The following is a 16,276-nucleotide window of genomic DNA, read 5'->3' on the forward strand; positions in this document are numbered from 1 at the left end:
CATCATGGATATTTTCAAAAAGCAGGAATCCAACGTACGCTCATATTCAAACAATTTCCCGGTCGTTTTTCGTAAAGCGAAAGGCTGCTGGCTAGAAACAGAACAAGGTGAACGATACTTAGACTTCCTTGCTGGAGCGGGATCTCTAAATTACGGCCATAACAATCCAGTACTAAAACAAGCGTTGCTTGAGTACATTGAAATGGACGGTATTACTCACGGTTTGGATATGCACTCAGAAGCGAAAGCATCGTTTCTGGAAGCGTTGGATACTTACATCCTTAAACCAAGAAACTTGGATTACAAGGTTCAGTTTACGGGCCCAACAGGCACTAATGCTGTTGAGGCGGCATTGAAGCTGGCTAAAAAAGTAAAAGGCCGCGACAGCGTCGTTGCGTTTACTAACGGTTTCCATGGTTGTACTGCTGGTGCACTGGCTGCAACGGGTAACCAGCATCACAGACAAGGTAACGGTTCTAGCCTAAGTAACGTCACTCGTATTCCATTTGAAGGTTACGCTGGCGTAGATGGTCTCGCGCTGTTCGAAACCATGCTAAATGATAACTCTGCAGGTATGGATAAACCAGCCGCTGTACTTCTTGAAACTGTGCAGGGTGAAGGTGGTTTAAATGCTGCTTCAAACGAGTGGTTACAACGTTTGAGCAAAATCTGTAAAGCCAATGACATTCTTGTGATTGTCGATGACATTCAAGCAGGTTGTGGACGTACCGGTACTTTCTTTAGTTTCGAGCCGTCTGGTATCCAACCGGATATCGTGACGCTATCGAAGTCGATCGGTGGTTACGGTTTGCCGATGGCTGTCGTATTACTTAAGCCTGAGCTTGACCAGTGGAAGCCAGGCGAGCATAACGGTACGTTCCGTGGCAATAATCACGCCTTTATTACTGCTGCAAAAGCACTAGAAATTTACTGGGCAAACGATGATTTTGAAACACACATCAAGCAGTGTTCAGACAAGGTAAGTGCAGTGATTGACCGTTGTGTTCGTCGCTTTCCTCAAATGTTTGTGCAGAAAAAAGGCCGCGGCATGATGGTTGGTATTGAATGTATCAATGGTGACATGGCATCTGAAATTGCGAAAAACTGTTTCGAGAATGGAATGGTGATAGAGACAGCGGGTCCAGACGATGAAGTTGTGAAGTTCTTCTGTCCACTAACCATCAGCGAATCAGAGCTAGATCAAGGACTAAGCATCTTTGAAAATGCAGTAGAGACTATCGCTGCGAAACATTTCAAACAAGCATCTTAATAAGGATTTTAATTATGATCGTCAGAACTCTAGATGAATGCCGCAACAGCGAACGACGTGTTGTTTCAGATAACTGGGAAAGTGTCCGCATGTTGTTGAAAGACGACAACATGGGTTTCTCTTTCCACATCACAACGATTTATGAAGATACAGAAACTCATATTCACTATCAAAACCACCTTGAATCGGTGTTTTGTATGAGTGGTGAAGGTGAGATTGAAGTTGTAGGTGGAGAAACGTACCCAATCAAACCAGGTACATTATACATTCTTGATAAACACGATGAGCACTACTTGAGAGCTTATAAGAATAAAGAAATGGTAATGGCGTGTGTGTTTAACCCACCGATTACTGGCGCTGAAGTGCACGATGAAAACGGTGTTTATCCTCTCGTTGACTAAAAGATGATGGTGGGGTGCTTTGCCACCCCACACTTTACTATCTCTTCTTTTTTCTTTTTAAAGTTACCAATCAAAAAAGGCTTATCATGACATTTACCGTAGAAAAAATCGGCGGTACATCAATGACAGCATTTGATGCTGTTCTCGACAATATTATTCTTCGTCCCAAAACACCATACAATCGTATTTTTGTCGTATCTGCATACGGTGGTATGACCGATGCGCTGCTCGAGTGTAAAAAAACCAGTAAACCAGGCGTTTATCAGCTTATCGCGAAACGCGACGACAAATGGGAAGAAGCGTTAGCGTACGTTGAAAGCCGTATGTTGCTGACCAATGAAAATATTTTTGCGGACCCAATGAATCGTATCCGTGCGGATAAATTCATTCGCTCCCGCATTGCTGAAGCGAAAAACTGTATCGCGAATATTTTAGAAACCTGTCAGTACGGTCAATTTTCGTTGCGCCAGTACTTGCCTCAAATTCGAGAGTTTCTCTCGTCTATCGGTGAGGCACATAGTGCTTACAACACAGCACTAAAACTAAAAAATATGGGTATTAACGCTAAGTTCGTTGACCTGTCTGGTTGGGATAATCAAGCGCCAAGAAGCCTTGATGAGTCGATCAGTGACGCGTTTGCTGATATCGATGTATCAAAAGAACTGCCAATCGTGACAGGTTATGCTTACTGTAAAGAGGGCCTAATGCACACTTATGACCGAGGTTATAGTGAGATGACATTTAGCCGAATTGCAGCAATAACAAAAGCGGATTTAGCAGTAATTCACAAAGAGTACCACTTGAGCTCAGCAGACCCACGCGTTGTTGGCCCTGAAAAAGTATTACCAATTGGTAGTACAAACTATGACGTAGCAGACCAACTTGCTAACCTTGGCATGGAAGCGATTCACCCAAATGCCGCTGCGGGTTTACGTGAAAGTGGTATTGAGCTACAGATTAAAAATACATTCGAACCTGAACACGAAGGTACTTTGATCTCTTCAAGCTACCGCCCAGAAGAAGACAAAGTCGAGATCATCGCAGGTAAAGAGAAAGTATTTGCACTGCATTTGTTTGACCAAGCAATGGTAGGAAAAGCCGATAACGTTAGTTACGAATTGATGGAAATCATCTCCGATGCTCGTGTAAGTTTGGTTGGTAAAGAGATGAACGCTAACTCAATTACTTACTATCTAGGTGGCAGTACTGATAGCTTAAACAAAGTATTGTATAAAGCCGAGAAACGTTATCCGAATGCCTCGATTAAAGGTCGTATGGTCGCGCTTATCTCAGCCATCGGTTCTCAAATTGATACCAACAAGACGTTGGCGAAAGGTGTGCTTGCATTGATGAATAATGGCGTTACGCCAGTTGCACTGCACTCATCATTGAGAAATGTAAATGTTCAATTTGTTGTCGGTGATAAGGAATACCAGCACGCGATTTGCGCATTGCATGATGAGTTTTTCCAAAGTAGCAGTTTAGCTAAATCGGTTAATGTGGCTTAGTTTATCCACGGTTAAAATATAAAGGAGAGCAGGTTAGCTCTCCTTTTTTTGTTTTTCAGTTTGTACTCACAATGCCCACTTTGTATAGGCTAAACAGGCGATTTAAGTAAGTTCCTATGTGGCGATACACATAAGCTAGCAGAATGGTCTGCTGGCTTATGTTACTGATTAACTAACGTTAACTTAGTTTACTTAAACTTGCTGATTTCTTGTTCAACTTTGTCTAGTTGTTGCAGCTTCTCTTGCATTTTTAGAGAGTCGTAGTTTAGTGAAGCAGGGTTCATCGCTGTGCCACGTTGCATTGGGTATTCTGGAAGTGTTTTAAAGAACTCTCCCACAACGTCTTGTACAGGTACAAATAGCCACATGTTGTCAGCCATCCAACGCAAGTACATTTGTGATTCGCTTGGGCCTTTTTCGAATGGGTCAGCGCGTAGGTGGATGATTTTAGGCCAGTTCGGAGCAAAACGAACGGCGTTACTTAGGTTCCCTTCAAGCGTTGCAAAGTGAAGTTTCCAGTCATTCCAGCGGACAGCGTTTAATTCACCATTAGACGTAAAGTAAAGCAGCGACTCACGAGGGCCTTTTTCTTCCTTACCTTCAAAGTATGGCATGAAGTTGTAACCATCTAAATGCACACGCCATTCTTTGCCATTTGCTTTGTAGCCTTCTGCCAGTTTTTCTTTTACATCAGGTACGCCAGCAGCTGCCAATAATGTAGGCAACCAGTCTTGGTGTGCCATCATTTCATTGATCTTGGTTCCTGGCTTAATGACGCCTGGCCAACGAACCAGTTGAGGAACACGCATACCGCCTTCCCAAGTTGTACCTTTTTCACCATGGAATGGTGTTGCGCCACCATCTGGCCAAGTCATGGTTTCTGCGCCGTTGTCCGTTGAGTAGATAACGATAGTGTTGTCTGCAACACCTAGCTCATCCAGCTTGTCGAGTAAAACACCTACATGATCATCATGTTCCAGCATACCATCGGCATAAATGCTTACACCTGATTTACCTTGGTATTTTTCCTGCAAGCGAGTCCAAACGTGCATACGAGTGGCGTTATGCCAAATAAAGAAGGGTTTATCCGCCTTAACTGCTTTTTCCATAAATGCCAAAGAGCTCTCTAGGAACTCTTCATCTGCGTGCTCCATACGTTTTCGTGTCATCGGGCCAGTGTCTTCAATCTTACCGTCGGCATAAGACTTAATGACACCACGAGGGCCATAGTTTTTACGAAACTCTGGGTCTTTAGGGTAGTAATAAGTTTCAGGTTCTTCTTCTGCGTTTAGGTGATATAAGTTACCGAAGAATTCGTCAAAGCCGTGTTTTGTCGGTAAGTGCTTATCTTGGTCACCTAAGTGGTTTTTACCAAATTGACCCGTCATGTAACCTTGTTCTTTTAACAGGTCTGCAATGGTTGGCGCCCAATCAGGTATGCCGTGGTCAGAGCCTGGCATACCAATTGTTAACAAACCCGTACGAAATGGCTCTTCACCCGTAATAAAGGCCGCGCGACCAGCAGTACAAGACTGTTGTCCGTAGTGATCTGTGAACAACGCACCTTCATTCGCGATACGGTCGATGTTTGGCGTTTTGTAACTCATCATACCTTGGTTGTATGCGCTGATATTCCAGTAGCCGATATCGTCACCAAAAATTGCCAGAATATTCGGTTTGTCGGCTGCCATAGCAGCACTGGACGCCGCTAACAGTCCTGCGCCTACAGCGATTTTGCTCAATTGATTTGCCATAAAAACTCCAGATTGTTGAGAGTAAAGATAAGCACAAGTGAGCCTTATGCTTAGTTGCTGCATAAGTTAATGATGTATATAGAAAAATCCTCTTATACTCGATATAACCATAAGTTATTGCTAGGTTGTAACCATTTGTTAATTAAGAAGAAATAGGATTGTTCTGTTAGTTTGTAGAGATTCGTAAAGTAGATTTAGATCACTGAAGAGCCTTATTTTTATTGCGTAGTAGAAGAGGGGGATGGAAATGAAAAACAATAGGATGCTCGCTTGTTTTACGGTCCTAAAGCAATACTAAAGTCGTTATGTATTGCTTGTAATTATTTGTATAACCAGTGATTTAGTGTCTATATTGATTTAGGTTGTACATTATAAATATAAGGATATCTATGAGTCAGTGGGCAGGCCGGTTTCGCATTTTATTGCTGGTCAACGTTGTTGTCAGTTTTATGGCTTTTTCTCAAGAGTTATTAACAGAGAAACCAAATATTCCTTCAGGCTTAAATCCAGAATATGCTGGCACACAAGCTTGTATAGATTGCCACCAAAACGAAGTGGAGGCCTGGAAAGGGTCACATCACGATATGGCCATGAAGCATGCAAGTACAACCTCTGTGCGTGGTAATTTTGATAACCATGTTGTAACACACAAAGGAATGCCTAATCGTTTTTTTAAAAAAGGCGACGAATTTTGGGTCAATATTCAAGGTGCTGACGGGCAATGGCATGACTATAAGATCAGCTATACATTTGGCTGGGAGCCATTACAGCAGTACATGGTCGAGTTTGAAGATGGCCGCGTGCAGCTTATTCCTTTTGCTTGGGACACAAGAGCTAAAGTTGAAGGGGGACAGCGTTGGTTTCATCTTTATCCAGAAACGACAACAACGGATGAATTCTATTGGACCAATACCGGGCAAAATTGGAACTTTATGTGTGCTGATTGCCATTCAACGAACCTAAAGAAGAATTACGACGCTGACAAAAACACTTACAACAGCTCATGGTCAGAGATTAATGTGGGATGCGAAGCATGCCATGGTCCCGCTAGTCAGCACATAGAACTGGCCAAGAAATACAAAAATACTGGCACTTCTTTTGAGCATGACAGCCATTATGGCTTTGATCGAAATTTGTCTAAAGCAGTGTTGGATTGGGTGTTTGAGGAAGGCCATAGTACGTTACAGCCGAAATCAATTGAAGCAACCAATCAAGTGCAAACATGCGCTCAATGCCATAGTCGCCGAACCCAGTTAAATGAAACAGGTGATCATGTTAAAGGTTCCTTTTTTGATAAATATCGCTTAAGCCTTATAACACCTGAACTCTACTATCATGATGGACAGATTTACGACGAAGATTATGTTTATGGTTCGTTTCTTCAATCTGAAATGGCGGAGAAAGGGGTCACGTGCACTAATTGCCATGATCCACACACGGCAGAGTTAACGATCCCAGAAGAGGCAGTATGTTCGCAATGCCATATTGCATCGGAATATACACCTGAAAAGCATACCTTTCATAAGGCTGAATCTGAAGCATCGCAATGTACGACTTGTCACATGCCAGAAACGACTTACATGCAAGTCGATCCTCGTAGAGACCACAGTTGGCATATTCCACGACCGGATTTGAGCAAACACATTGGAACGCCCAATGTTTGCATGTCATGCCATGAAGATAAAAGCAATCAATGGGCCGATGAACAGATAGCAGAATGGTACCCGAATTCGAAGTATCGTAATCAACAACATTTTGCTGTCGCATTTTATGCGGATTCAATTGGTCATCAAGGAGCAGCAAATGCGTTGGCATACTCTGCTCAGGATTCGTCGTTAAAAGACATTATTCGTGCTTCAGCCCTGGAGAGAATGGGGGGCAACACTGACCAAAATACAACAGTATCTTTGGCTAGGGCCGTTAAGAATGAGAATGAAATGGTTCGATTAGGGGCAATTTCAGGCTCGTCTGGTTATGAATTTCATGACCGGTGGCGGATTCTAGAGCCATTACTTGGTGACCCGGTGCTTTCAGTGAGAGCGGAAGCTGCCTCGGCGCTGGTAGCGAACTACGCACAAATGACCCCTTTACAAAAAGATATAATTAAATCGCCTTTAGAAGAGTACATGGAAATTCAAGAGTTTAATGCCGATCGTGGTTTCGGAAGAACCAATTTGGCGAATGTGTACCGCAGCTTAGGTGAAATCGACAAAGCGGCCGAGCTGTATAAACAAGCGATCAGCATCGAACCCTACTTCGAAAATAGCTACGTTAACCTAGCAGATTTGTATCGCCACCTAGGTAAAGAAGAAGCTGCGATCACGGTGCTACAACAAGGGATGAAAGCTCAACCTAAATCCAGCACATTACCATACAGCGCAGGTCTTTCTTTGTTACGTCAAGGCAAAGCCGATGATGCGAAAAAGCTACTTAGACGCGCCGCAGAAATTGGTGAAACTAATGCGCATTATTGGTACGTGTACGGTCTAGTTTTAGAAAAAAGCGATGTTCTAGAAGCCAGTAAAGCGTTGCATACAGCATTTGAAGTCGGTGGCAATCCACAACACTTGTTTGCTCAATGCGAGGTTCTAGCGAGAAATCATAAAAAAGGTGCTGTCGCTTTTGCTTTCGATAGGTGCATACAAGAGCTTAGTCACTATGCACCTAAACAAGCTATTGATCAGCTTAAAGCCTCTATTGTTGGGGTCAATAGGAGCTAATTACCAAAAGTGGAGCTTTTATCGCTCCACTTTTTCTTACTTGGTTTAATCAGCGTCTTTCGCTAATCTCAGCCCCATGTCGGACATGATGACTGACTGGCTAGCAAAATCGCGACGATAGTTTTCGGATTCGTCAGCATCATAGGCAAAGCTACCACCTCGTACAGACTTGTGTGCCAGGCTTTCTTTTTCATCTTTTGCGTTTACCGGATTATCACTTGGTGCTGATTTGTAATAGCCTTCATCAAACGCATCAATAACAAACTCACCAACATTACCCGTCATATCGTATAAGCCAAGCTCATTCGGTTTTTTCTGACCTACCTTGTGTGCCTTATTGTTTGAGTTACTGGCATACCAGGCAACGTCGTTAATATCATCAGACCCCGCGTAAGTGAATCCTTGACTTAGATTCCCCCCTTTCGCTGCAAACTCCCATTCTGCTTCGGTGGGTAAACGATAGTGCTCTCCCGTTTTTTCATTCAATTTCTTTATAAAATAATTGGCTTGTTGCCAGCTAATGTTATTCACGGGCGTATTTGGGTTTCTAAAATAACTCAGAGAAGAGCCTGTAACCGATTCGAATAACTCTTGGGTTACCTCAAATTTTGCCAAATAGAAATCATCCACGCGAACGGTGCGAGCCGGGCGCTCGGATTTATTTGCTGATGGATTATCCGAGCCCATCATAAATTGTCCACCTTCAATAAGAACCATATCTTGAGCGATTTTTTGAGCAAGAGGGCTAGGTTGTGTTGTTGCACATCCAGTCATAATTAGCGAAATCGAAATAGCGGCACCAAGGTAAAGAGTATTACTTTTGGAATGCTTCATAGGGGAGCTCCATCAACATTTATGATCAAAGAATTTTATCAAGCAAGTCTATGAAAAACAGTTATACACACTATAACAAGCGCCACGAATAATTGAACATTATCATCACACTAGGCGATTAACTTAATGATTAGTCTTAACGCCGTTGGGCACAGGCTAGCAACTAAGAAGGTGATGAATGCACATAACTCAAGGTCCGCAGTTCAATGGAAAAGCATCCAAGCGATTACATGTCATGGCGAAACCTATCGGTGCAGTGTGCAATATCGATTGCACCTATTGTTATTACCTAAACAAACAAGATTTACTTGAGTACAAGCCAGGCTGCTCACCAGTCATGGATGAGGAAACGCTAGAGACCTATATCCGTCAATATATAGCGGGACAGAATACACCTGAAATCATTTTCTCTTGGCAGGGTGGTGAGCCGACAATGCTAGGTTTGGATTATTTCAAGACAATTGTTGAGCTACAGAATAAATACCGTCCCGATGGCATTACGATCTCCAATGATCTCCAGACTAATGGCACACTGCTTAACGATGAATGGTGTGAGTTTTTAAAGGCGAACAACTTTCTCGTCGGTTTAAGCATTGATGGCCCAGAAATGATGCACAACGCTTACCGAACAAACCGAGCTGGTAGAGGCACATTCCGGCAAGTTATGAATGCGGTTGAATTATTACATAAGCACGAAGTAAAGTTTGCTACGCTCACTTGTGTTAACAACTTGACCGGACGTAACCCACTTGAAGTGTACCGATTCTTGCGAGATGAAGTACGCTCCCCTCAAATGCAGTTTATTCCAATAGTTGAGCAGAAAACATTCAGAACAACCGCCCCTCAAACTTGGGAGCCAAACGAGCAACTAAAGCAAGGAGATAAACGGTTGATCCCAGGTCATAAAGATGCCGTTATTGAGCCTTTTTGCGTTGCGGATGAAGCATGGGGAAATTTTCTGATCGCGATTTTCAATGAATGGGTTTTACACGATATCGGCAACGTGTTTGTGCAGTACTTTGAAGCCAGTATCGAAACCTGGATGGGCAGAAAAAACCCACTGTGTACGTTAGGTGAAATCTGCGGGAAGGGCTTAGCAATGGAGCCTAATGGTGATGTGTTTGCGTGTGATCATTACGTGTACCCAGAATATAAGGTTGGAAACATTCATCACGAAAAGCTCGATACGCTCGCTTATAGCTCTGAGCAGCAGAAATTTGGGTTTGCTAAAAGTCGTACGCTGCCCCAACAGTGCCTTCAATGTGATTATCAATTTGCATGTTTTGGAGAATGTCCCAAAAACCGTTTTATCCGTACTAGGCAAGGTGAGCCTGGTCTTAATTATCTCTGCGCGGGTTGGAAGAAGTTTTTTACCCATGTTGATCAGTCGATGGCGTACATCTTACGAGCGACAGGTAACCCAGTGGTTCACGGTAAATACAGTGACCAGATTCTACGCCAGCAAGCTACTCAAACACAGACTGTGTTTGAAACGAAGTTTTAAGATAGTCACTACGCCTGCTACAGGCCCGGAAATGAAAGAATATAGGTTATTGAATGCAAAAAATTAAGCTGCTCTCTAAATCATTACTCGTGATCTCGATCGGCATTGCTGCGAGTCAAACAGCAGTGGCACAAGAAACAACATTGCTAGACCCAGACCAGGTATCGCCGACAACGGTTGTCACTCCACAAGAAGCTCAAATGACACCGGCGCAACGAGTCGAAAAGCTGTCTTATGATGCGCAAAATAAAAAGTTGTCTTCAGAAAAACGTATTGATGCTTTACGTGAGTTAGCCAACTATCCAAGCCAAAATGCATTGGTTGCAGTTGCCCGTGGGTTGCAGGATGAAGATGCAGGTATTCGCGAAGCTGCGATCGTGGGAGCACAGCCATATATGATTGAGCACCGTTGGCGTTTGATTTCACCATTATTGAGTGATGACGCCGCCATGGTGCGAATTACAGCAGCGATTAACCTCGTTCGAGATTACGCCAATTTGAGTTCGGAGCAACAGCAGTCACTTGAGGGGCCTGTTTCAGAGCTGACAGCACACTTGTCCAGTAAGAACGATAATGTTTCCAAGTTATTACTTGCAGACGTTTACCGTTGGCATCGTGATTGGGATAAAGCGGCGCTGATATACCCAGAGTTAACTAAGCTTGAGCCAAACAACCCTCAAGTTTGGTTAAGCTATGCAGACAACTTCCGAGCGCAACAGCTAGACCAAAAAGCTATCAACGTGCTTGACGAGGGTATCAAGCTAAATTCAGAAGATGCCTCGCTGCATTATTCTAAATCTCTCGCTTTGGTTAGATTAGACAAAAAGAAAGAAGCGGCGTTTGAAATAGACAAAGCTGCGACGATGGCAAAGACGAACAGTTACTTTTGGTACTTAAATGGTGTTCTGCAAGAAGAGTTAGACTTGAAGAAGTCTGTCAACGCTTTTGAGCAAGCGTATTTGATATCCGGTGCTCCAGAACAATTGTATGCCGTGTGTGACATCTATGTTAGATACGGCAACCCTAAAACGGATGACTGTTTAACAGAGCTAACGAAGGTCGCTCCCGACTATGTTATTGAAGAGCTCAATCAGAAAAAGGGACGTAAAAGTGCCCCTACATCAGTTGAAGCCAATGAATTTAAACTCTAATCGTTAAATTCCATGTTTCTATTTTAATAAAATAGTGGACTAGATTGGTGACATTGTCACTTTTTGGTGGCCGTTGCATATTTCAGTTCAATATGCGCCTGTTTCAATTGAACTATACTTTTGATTGGATTCGCACCTAACACCTCAATATAAGGAATTAAGATGGCTATAAAGTTAAAGACGATTGTCTTAGCAACAGGTTTTGCTCTGTCTAGTTACGCTGTTGCTGCTGATATGCAAGATCCACTTCCGTCATGGAACAACACTGACGCTAAGCAAGCTATTATGGCGTTTGTTACGAAAACAACGACCCAAGGTTCGGATTCCTATGTTCCTGAAAGCCAACGAATCGCGACGTTTGATAATGATGGAACACTTTGGGCAGAAAAGCCTGTTTATCTACAGTTGTTTTTTGCGATCGATAGAGTAAAAGAAATGGCCTCTGAGCATCCTGATTGGAAGACAACCGAACCCTTTGCTTCCGCATTAAAAGGTGACATGGAGGGGATTGGTAAACAAGGACTCGAAGGTGTAATGAAGCTTGTTATGGCAACCCATTCTGGAATGTCTACTGAACAGTTTCATCAAGAAGTTAAGGAATGGTTGAAAACGGCTGTCCATCCAACAACGGGTAGACCATACACTGAAATGGTCTATCAACCTATGCTCGAACTGCTCGACTATTTAAGAGCGAACGACTATCAGACCTACATCGTTTCTGGAGGCGGAATTGAATTTATGCGCGTTTGGGCGCCGGAAGTATACGGCATTCCAACGCAAAACATCGTGGGAACGACGTTAAAGGCGGAATATCAAAGTGTTGATGGAAAACCTACCATCCAACGCATGCCGGAAATAGACTTTGTCAATGACAAAGCAGTAAAGCCTGTGACGATTCAAAACTTCATTGGCAAACGTCCGGTAATGGCGTTTGGTAATTCTGATGGTGATTTACAGATGTTAGAGTGGACGAAAGCAGGTTCAGGTCCAAGATTTTCTGCGATTATCCATCACACGGATGACAAGCGTGAATGGGCGTATGATAAAGATTCGCATGTTGGTAAGTTAGATAAATCGTTTAAAGTAGGTGAAGAGCAAGGTTGGCTATTTGTCGATATGAAACAAGATTGGAATCAAGTGTTTAAAGAGAGCACTAAATGATAATCTTTGTTTGACCATAACTTGCTGCAACCAAACAATTGCAACGAAATAAAAGGCCTCACAATTGAGGCCTTAGTTAATTCCACAATAGCTTCGATACCTAGGGTCTAGTTTCTAGGTTGCTGTGTCATTGTTTCTACCACTTTTTCAATACTTAACGAGCTACCTTTCGTTGCAGGGAACTCCTTAAATGTCTCTAGGAACTTACGCACGATAGCTTGAGCAGGAACGAACATCCACATTTGATCAGCGTAAAAATGTCTGACGTAAAGTGCTGCATCTGGACCGACCTCAAATGGATCCATACGAAGGTTTACAATCAAAGGCCAACTAGGTGTTTTGCGGTATGCCTCATTAATGGCACCCTCCATAATACTGAAGTGGATCTTCCAGTCTTTATAACGAACGGCGTTTAAATTACCACCAGCATCGAAGTAAAAGATTTCTTTGCGTGCGCCTTCATCAGCTTTACCAGTCAGCAGATCAAGTTGGTTGTAGCCATCTAAATGTGCTTTAAAGGTTTTGCCCGCTGCTTTATGACCCTTCAATAGTTTTTCTTTCACATCAGGTTCGCCCACAGCTGCGAGTAGAGTTGGCATCCAGTCTTCTTGTGAAAAGATATCGTTGATAACCGTTCCTGGTTTAATGTTTCCAGGCCAGCGTACCATCATCGGAACGCGGAATCCGCCTTCCCAAGTCGTACCTTTTTCGCCCTTGAACGGTGTAGTACCACCATCTGGCCAGGTAAATTTCTCAGCGCCATTATCAGTACTAAAAACAACAATGGTGTTATCTGCTACGCCTAGCTCTTCAAGTTTATCAAGCATGACACCTACTTGATCATCTAGGTCCATCATGCCATCGGCGTATAAGCCGTAACCTGACTTACCTTGATATTCTTCACTCAAATGTGTCCAGACGTGCATACGGGTTGAGTTATGCCAAATAAAGAATGGTTTGTCTTCTTTTACTGCTTTTTCCATAAAGGCCAAGCTAGCATCCATGAACTCTCGGTCTACGTTTTCCATACGCTTACGAGTAAGGGGACCTGTGTCCTCGATTTTGCCATCCGCAGTCGCCTTCAACACGCCTCGAGGTCCGAATTTTTTACGAAACTCTGGATCTTTTGGATAAAACTCAGACTCAGGCTCTTCTTCCGCGTTTAAATGGTATAGGTTACCAAAGAACTCATCAAACCCATGGTTAGTTGGTAGGTGCTCATCTTGATCACCAAGGTGGTTTTTACCAAACTGACCAGACACATAGCCGTGATTTTTAAGTAACTCTGCGATAGTAGGATCTTTCGATTGAATACCCTCTTTTGCGCCGGGCATACCAATAGTCAATAGACCGGTACGAAACGGATGTTGACCCAGAATAAATGAGGCTCGTCCGGCAGTACAACTCTGTTGTGCGTAAGCGTCTGTGAAAATGGCACCTTCATTGGCGATTTTATCAATGTTAGGAGTCTTCCCTCCCATCATACCATTGTGATATGCACTAATGTTGTATACACCTACATCGTCACCCCAGAACACAAGGATGTTGGGCTTATCGGCAGCAAAGGCTGTGGACGCAGCTAATGTACCGACCAATGCCATTACCTTTTTAATCGAGTTTCGCATGAAAATCCTCCGCGATAAATGAATCCATTATCGTTATATAACGTTACTAATTGTGTTCATCATGGCGAAGTCGAGTGAGATGACACCAAATGAGACAATGTAGTCAGTTGAATATAGTAGAGGTTTTTTGTTGCTTCCAAGTAATCCCTGTTTTTCAAAAATGTTAACTAACATGGACTAGACTTTAGTGTGTTTTAAGTGTGATAAGACGCACTTACAGGATTGAATTTCAATGAAAGGCGACACTATGAAAAATAAACTAGCAACTATCCTGTTTCTATGTATCCCGTTAGAAGTGGTTGCGGAAGAGACACCAAATGTCGTGGTAATGTTGGTTGATAACCTTGGGTGGGGGGAACTAAGTTCCTATGGGAGTACCAGAGGTGTTGAAACTAAAAACTTAGATCAACTTGCTAGAGAAGGTGTACGCCTTACTAATTTTAATGTGGAACCGCAATGCACGCCAACTCGCTCCTCATTCATGACGGGGAGGCGAGCGCTTAGATCTGGGACAGATAAGGTTGTTTGGGGAGTGCCTTACGGTATGGTGAACTGGGAGATAACCATTGCAGAGAAGTTTAAGGAACAAGGATATAACACGAGCCTTTACGGGAAATGGCATTTGGGAGACCAAAAAGGGCGCTTTCCAACGGATCAAGGCTTTGATGAATGGTATGGCATTGCAAATACGACGGATGAGTCAGAATATAGCTCTCAACCCGGTTATAAAGCTATATTACCTAAACCTCAAATCCTTTCAGCTAGAGCAGGGCAGGATCCTAAAGGGGTCAAAGAATATAATTTGGACTCACGTAGAACGATTGACAGTGAGCTAGTTGAACATGCCACAGATTTTATAAATCGAAATGTGAAAGAGAATAAGCCATTTTTCTCTGTAATTACTTTTACTCAACCACATTTACCGACGCTACCTCATCCTGATTTTATTGGTAAAACAGGCAAAGGAAATTACTCAGATGTGTTAGCTGAGATAGATTTTCGAGCTGGGCAAGTTATTGGTGCAATAGAAAAAGCAGGAATTAAAGACAATACACTAGTGATTTGGTTTTCTGACAACGGTCCAGAGTGGCATATGCCATACCAAGGCTCTAGCGGACCATGGCGTGGTGCGTACTTTACGGCTCTTGAAGGCTCTCTCCGAACACCATTTATTGCCTCTTGGCCTAACCACATCAAACCGGGCAGAGTGAGTGATGAAATTATCCATGTTGTGGATCTATTTGCCTCACTTTCTCATGTCGGTGGATACAAATTACCAAGCGATAGAACAATAGATAGTATTGATCAGTGGGCCTTTTTAAAGGGAGATAGTGAAAAGTCTAATCGAGATGGTTTCATCGTTAACAATGGATCTGAAACCTACGCTTATAAGTGGGAAAATTACAAGATGCACTTTATTGATCAAGATATCATGCCGGAGAAAGGGCGCCCATTACAGATCCCTGAAATATACAATTTGATTGATGACCCTAAAGAGGAGTTTGATTTAAGAAATAATGCCACATGGTTATTTCCTATCATGATAGGAAAGAGAGTAAAGTTTGAATCTTCCGTTTCAACAAGCTGCGATACGATTCCTTTCCCTGCTCCATTTGGATATGAGCCCGATTGTAGCAAGGGGAATTTCAATCAATTTCCAGTGGATGGATTACGCCAGAAGTAGTTTACCCCAATGGCTCTTTCTCGCATACATGAGGTATGTTTTTGGTTCAATATCTCATTAGAGCCATTTAGGGCCATGTTTTTTCTAGTTTCATTTGAACAGTCATATTCGTCGACCATACTTAAAGTTCGTTGTTTCACATGGGGCGAATTATGCAGCCAATACTCTACATTCAAATCGGTAATGTTCTTTGGGCGGTTTTAAGTGACGGTTCTTGGATCCAAATGTTGCCCAACGAACAATTAGTTCCAGAAGTAGAGGTGGTTGTTCTTAATACTGACATTCTCGATATTGCATTTAATGAAGATACAACAAGTGAGGATGAATCGAGTTCGAATGATCTTTTAATTGCATCTCAAAACGGTATTGAATCCACTTTTAATCAGAGCGTTCGAGATTTTAGTGAGTCTTCTGGTGGGTTAAGTTTTGTTGCCTATATTCGCGCTGTTTTACCTGAGCAACTCGTTTCTAATGGCTATGTTACTAGGCCAGCAGTGCAAGAAAGAGAGAACCCAACTTCTGAGACTCAGGCTCCTGAGCGGTTGAATCCCGATGCTATATTAACGGTGGATATTCTTGATGGCGGCGATGGATACGAAAACCAGTTTGAAGTTCCTAGTGTCACGATTCAAGGTGACGCACTCAAGATAAGCGATGAGTGGCT

The 16,276-nt window shown here is 42.9% G+C and carries 12 protein-coding genes; 9 read left to right on the forward strand and 3 right to left on the reverse strand.

The genetic code is table 11. The features are described from left to right. Positions 1-4: 4 nt before the first annotated feature. The 3 genes from ectB to R8N28_RS21340 all read left to right on the forward strand — a co-directional run bounded on the left by ectB (position 5) and on the right by R8N28_RS21340 (position 3,179). Positions 5-1,270: a diaminobutyrate--2-oxoglutarate transaminase gene (gene ectB / locus R8N28_RS21330; protein ID WP_017820939.1), complete on the forward strand. Its 1,266-nt coding sequence runs from the start codon at positions 5-7 to the stop codon at positions 1,268-1,270. Positions 1,271-1,284: 14 nt separating this feature from the next. Continuing rightward, positions 1,285-1,671: an ectoine synthase gene (locus R8N28_RS21335; protein ID WP_005377769.1), complete on the forward strand. Its 387-nt coding sequence runs from the start codon at positions 1,285-1,287 to the stop codon at positions 1,669-1,671. Between the two features lie 86 nt (positions 1,672-1,757). Then, positions 1,758-3,179: an aspartate kinase gene (locus R8N28_RS21340; RefSeq protein WP_005377768.1), complete on the forward strand. Its 1,422-nt coding sequence runs from the start codon at positions 1,758-1,760 to the stop codon at positions 3,177-3,179. Between the two features lie 188 nt (positions 3,180-3,367). Here the strand turns inward: R8N28_RS21340 and R8N28_RS21345 are convergent, their stop codons facing one another. Next, positions 3,368-4,933 (reverse strand): arylsulfatase, encoded by a 1,566-nt coding sequence (locus R8N28_RS21345; protein WP_005377767.1) that lies wholly within the window; start codon positions 4,931-4,933, stop codon positions 3,368-3,370. A 389-nt stretch (positions 4,934-5,322) separates the two neighbouring features. On the opposite strand from R8N28_RS21345, the gene R8N28_RS21350 reads away from it, so the two are divergent. Then, entirely contained in the window at positions 5,323-7,653 is a 2,331-nt protein-coding gene (locus R8N28_RS21350) for a tetratricopeptide repeat protein (RefSeq protein WP_065274484.1), read from the forward strand. Between the two features lie 45 nt (positions 7,654-7,698). On the opposite strand, the gene R8N28_RS21355 is transcribed toward R8N28_RS21350, so the two are convergent. Further along, on the reverse strand, positions 7,699-8,427 hold the full coding sequence (locus R8N28_RS21355) for a formylglycine-generating enzyme family protein (protein WP_372081184.1): 729 nt from the start codon (positions 8,425-8,427) through the stop codon (positions 7,699-7,701). A gap of 238 nt (positions 8,428-8,665) precedes the next feature. Between R8N28_RS21355 and R8N28_RS21360 the strand changes: the two genes are divergently transcribed. The 3 genes from R8N28_RS21360 (at position 8,666) to R8N28_RS21370 (ending at position 12,303) form a co-directional block, all read left to right on the forward strand. Next, positions 8,666-9,991, forward strand: coding sequence for an anaerobic sulfatase maturase (locus R8N28_RS21360; RefSeq protein ID WP_065274486.1), 1,326 nt, complete (start codon positions 8,666-8,668; stop codon positions 9,989-9,991). 53 nt (positions 9,992-10,044) lie between these two features. After that, on the forward strand, positions 10,045-11,142 hold the full coding sequence (locus R8N28_RS21365) for a hypothetical protein (RefSeq protein ID WP_065274487.1): 1,098 nt from the start codon (positions 10,045-10,047) through the stop codon (positions 11,140-11,142). Positions 11,143-11,304: 162 nt separating this feature from the next. Next, entirely contained in the window at positions 11,305-12,303 is a 999-nt protein-coding gene (locus R8N28_RS21370; protein ID WP_005385672.1) for an HAD family hydrolase, read from the forward strand. Positions 12,304-12,410: 107 nt separating this feature from the next. On the opposite strand, the gene R8N28_RS21375 is transcribed toward R8N28_RS21370, so the two are convergent. Further along, positions 12,411-13,928, reverse strand: coding sequence for an arylsulfatase (locus R8N28_RS21375; protein ID WP_005377761.1), 1,518 nt, complete (start codon positions 13,926-13,928; stop codon positions 12,411-12,413). Positions 13,929-14,175: 247 nt separating this feature from the next. Here R8N28_RS21375 and R8N28_RS21380 point away from each other — a divergent pair, with 247 nt between their 5' ends. Together R8N28_RS21380 and R8N28_RS21385 are read left to right on the forward strand one after the other, a co-directional pair. Next, a complete protein-coding gene (locus tag R8N28_RS21380; protein WP_225478180.1) occupies positions 14,176-15,612 on the forward strand; it encodes an arylsulfatase in 1,437 nt (478 codons plus the stop codon). A gap of 152 nt (positions 15,613-15,764) precedes the next feature. Beyond that, positions 15,765-16,276 (forward strand): hypothetical protein (locus R8N28_RS21385; protein WP_171343225.1); only part of this gene is annotated, 512 nt, incomplete at its 3' end.

The sequence above is a fragment of the Vibrio sp. Vb1554 genome (assembly GCF_033344235.1).

Coding starts and splice junctions, on each gene's coding strand:
- R8N28_RS21370 (WP_005385672.1), top strand. CDS start 11,305: ATGGCTATAAAGTTAAAGACGATTGTCTTAGCAACAGGTTTTGCTCTG.
- R8N28_RS21375 (WP_005377761.1), bottom strand. CDS start 13,928: ATGCGAAACTCGATTAAAAAGGTAATGGCATTGGTCGGTACATTAGCT.
- R8N28_RS21365 (WP_065274487.1), top strand. CDS start 10,045: ATGCAAAAAATTAAGCTGCTCTCTAAATCATTACTCGTGATCTCGATC.
- R8N28_RS21340 (WP_005377768.1), top strand. CDS start 1,758: ATGACATTTACCGTAGAAAAAATCGGCGGTACATCAATGACAGCATTT.
- R8N28_RS21345 (WP_005377767.1), bottom strand. CDS start 4,933: ATGGCAAATCAATTGAGCAAAATCGCTGTAGGCGCAGGACTGTTAGCG.
- R8N28_RS21335 (WP_005377769.1), top strand. CDS start 1,285: ATGATCGTCAGAACTCTAGATGAATGCCGCAACAGCGAACGACGTGTT.
- R8N28_RS21355 (WP_372081184.1), bottom strand. CDS start 8,427: ATGACTGGATGTGCAACAACACAACCTAGCCCTCTTGCTCAAAAAATC.
- R8N28_RS21360 (WP_065274486.1), top strand. CDS start 8,666: ATGCACATAACTCAAGGTCCGCAGTTCAATGGAAAAGCATCCAAGCGA.
- R8N28_RS21350 (WP_065274484.1), top strand. CDS start 5,323: ATGAGTCAGTGGGCAGGCCGGTTTCGCATTTTATTGCTGGTCAACGTT.
- R8N28_RS21380 (WP_225478180.1), top strand. CDS start 14,176: ATGAAAAATAAACTAGCAACTATCCTGTTTCTATGTATCCCGTTAGAA.
- ectB (WP_017820939.1), top strand. CDS start 5: ATGGATATTTTCAAAAAGCAGGAATCCAACGTACGCTCATATTCAAAC.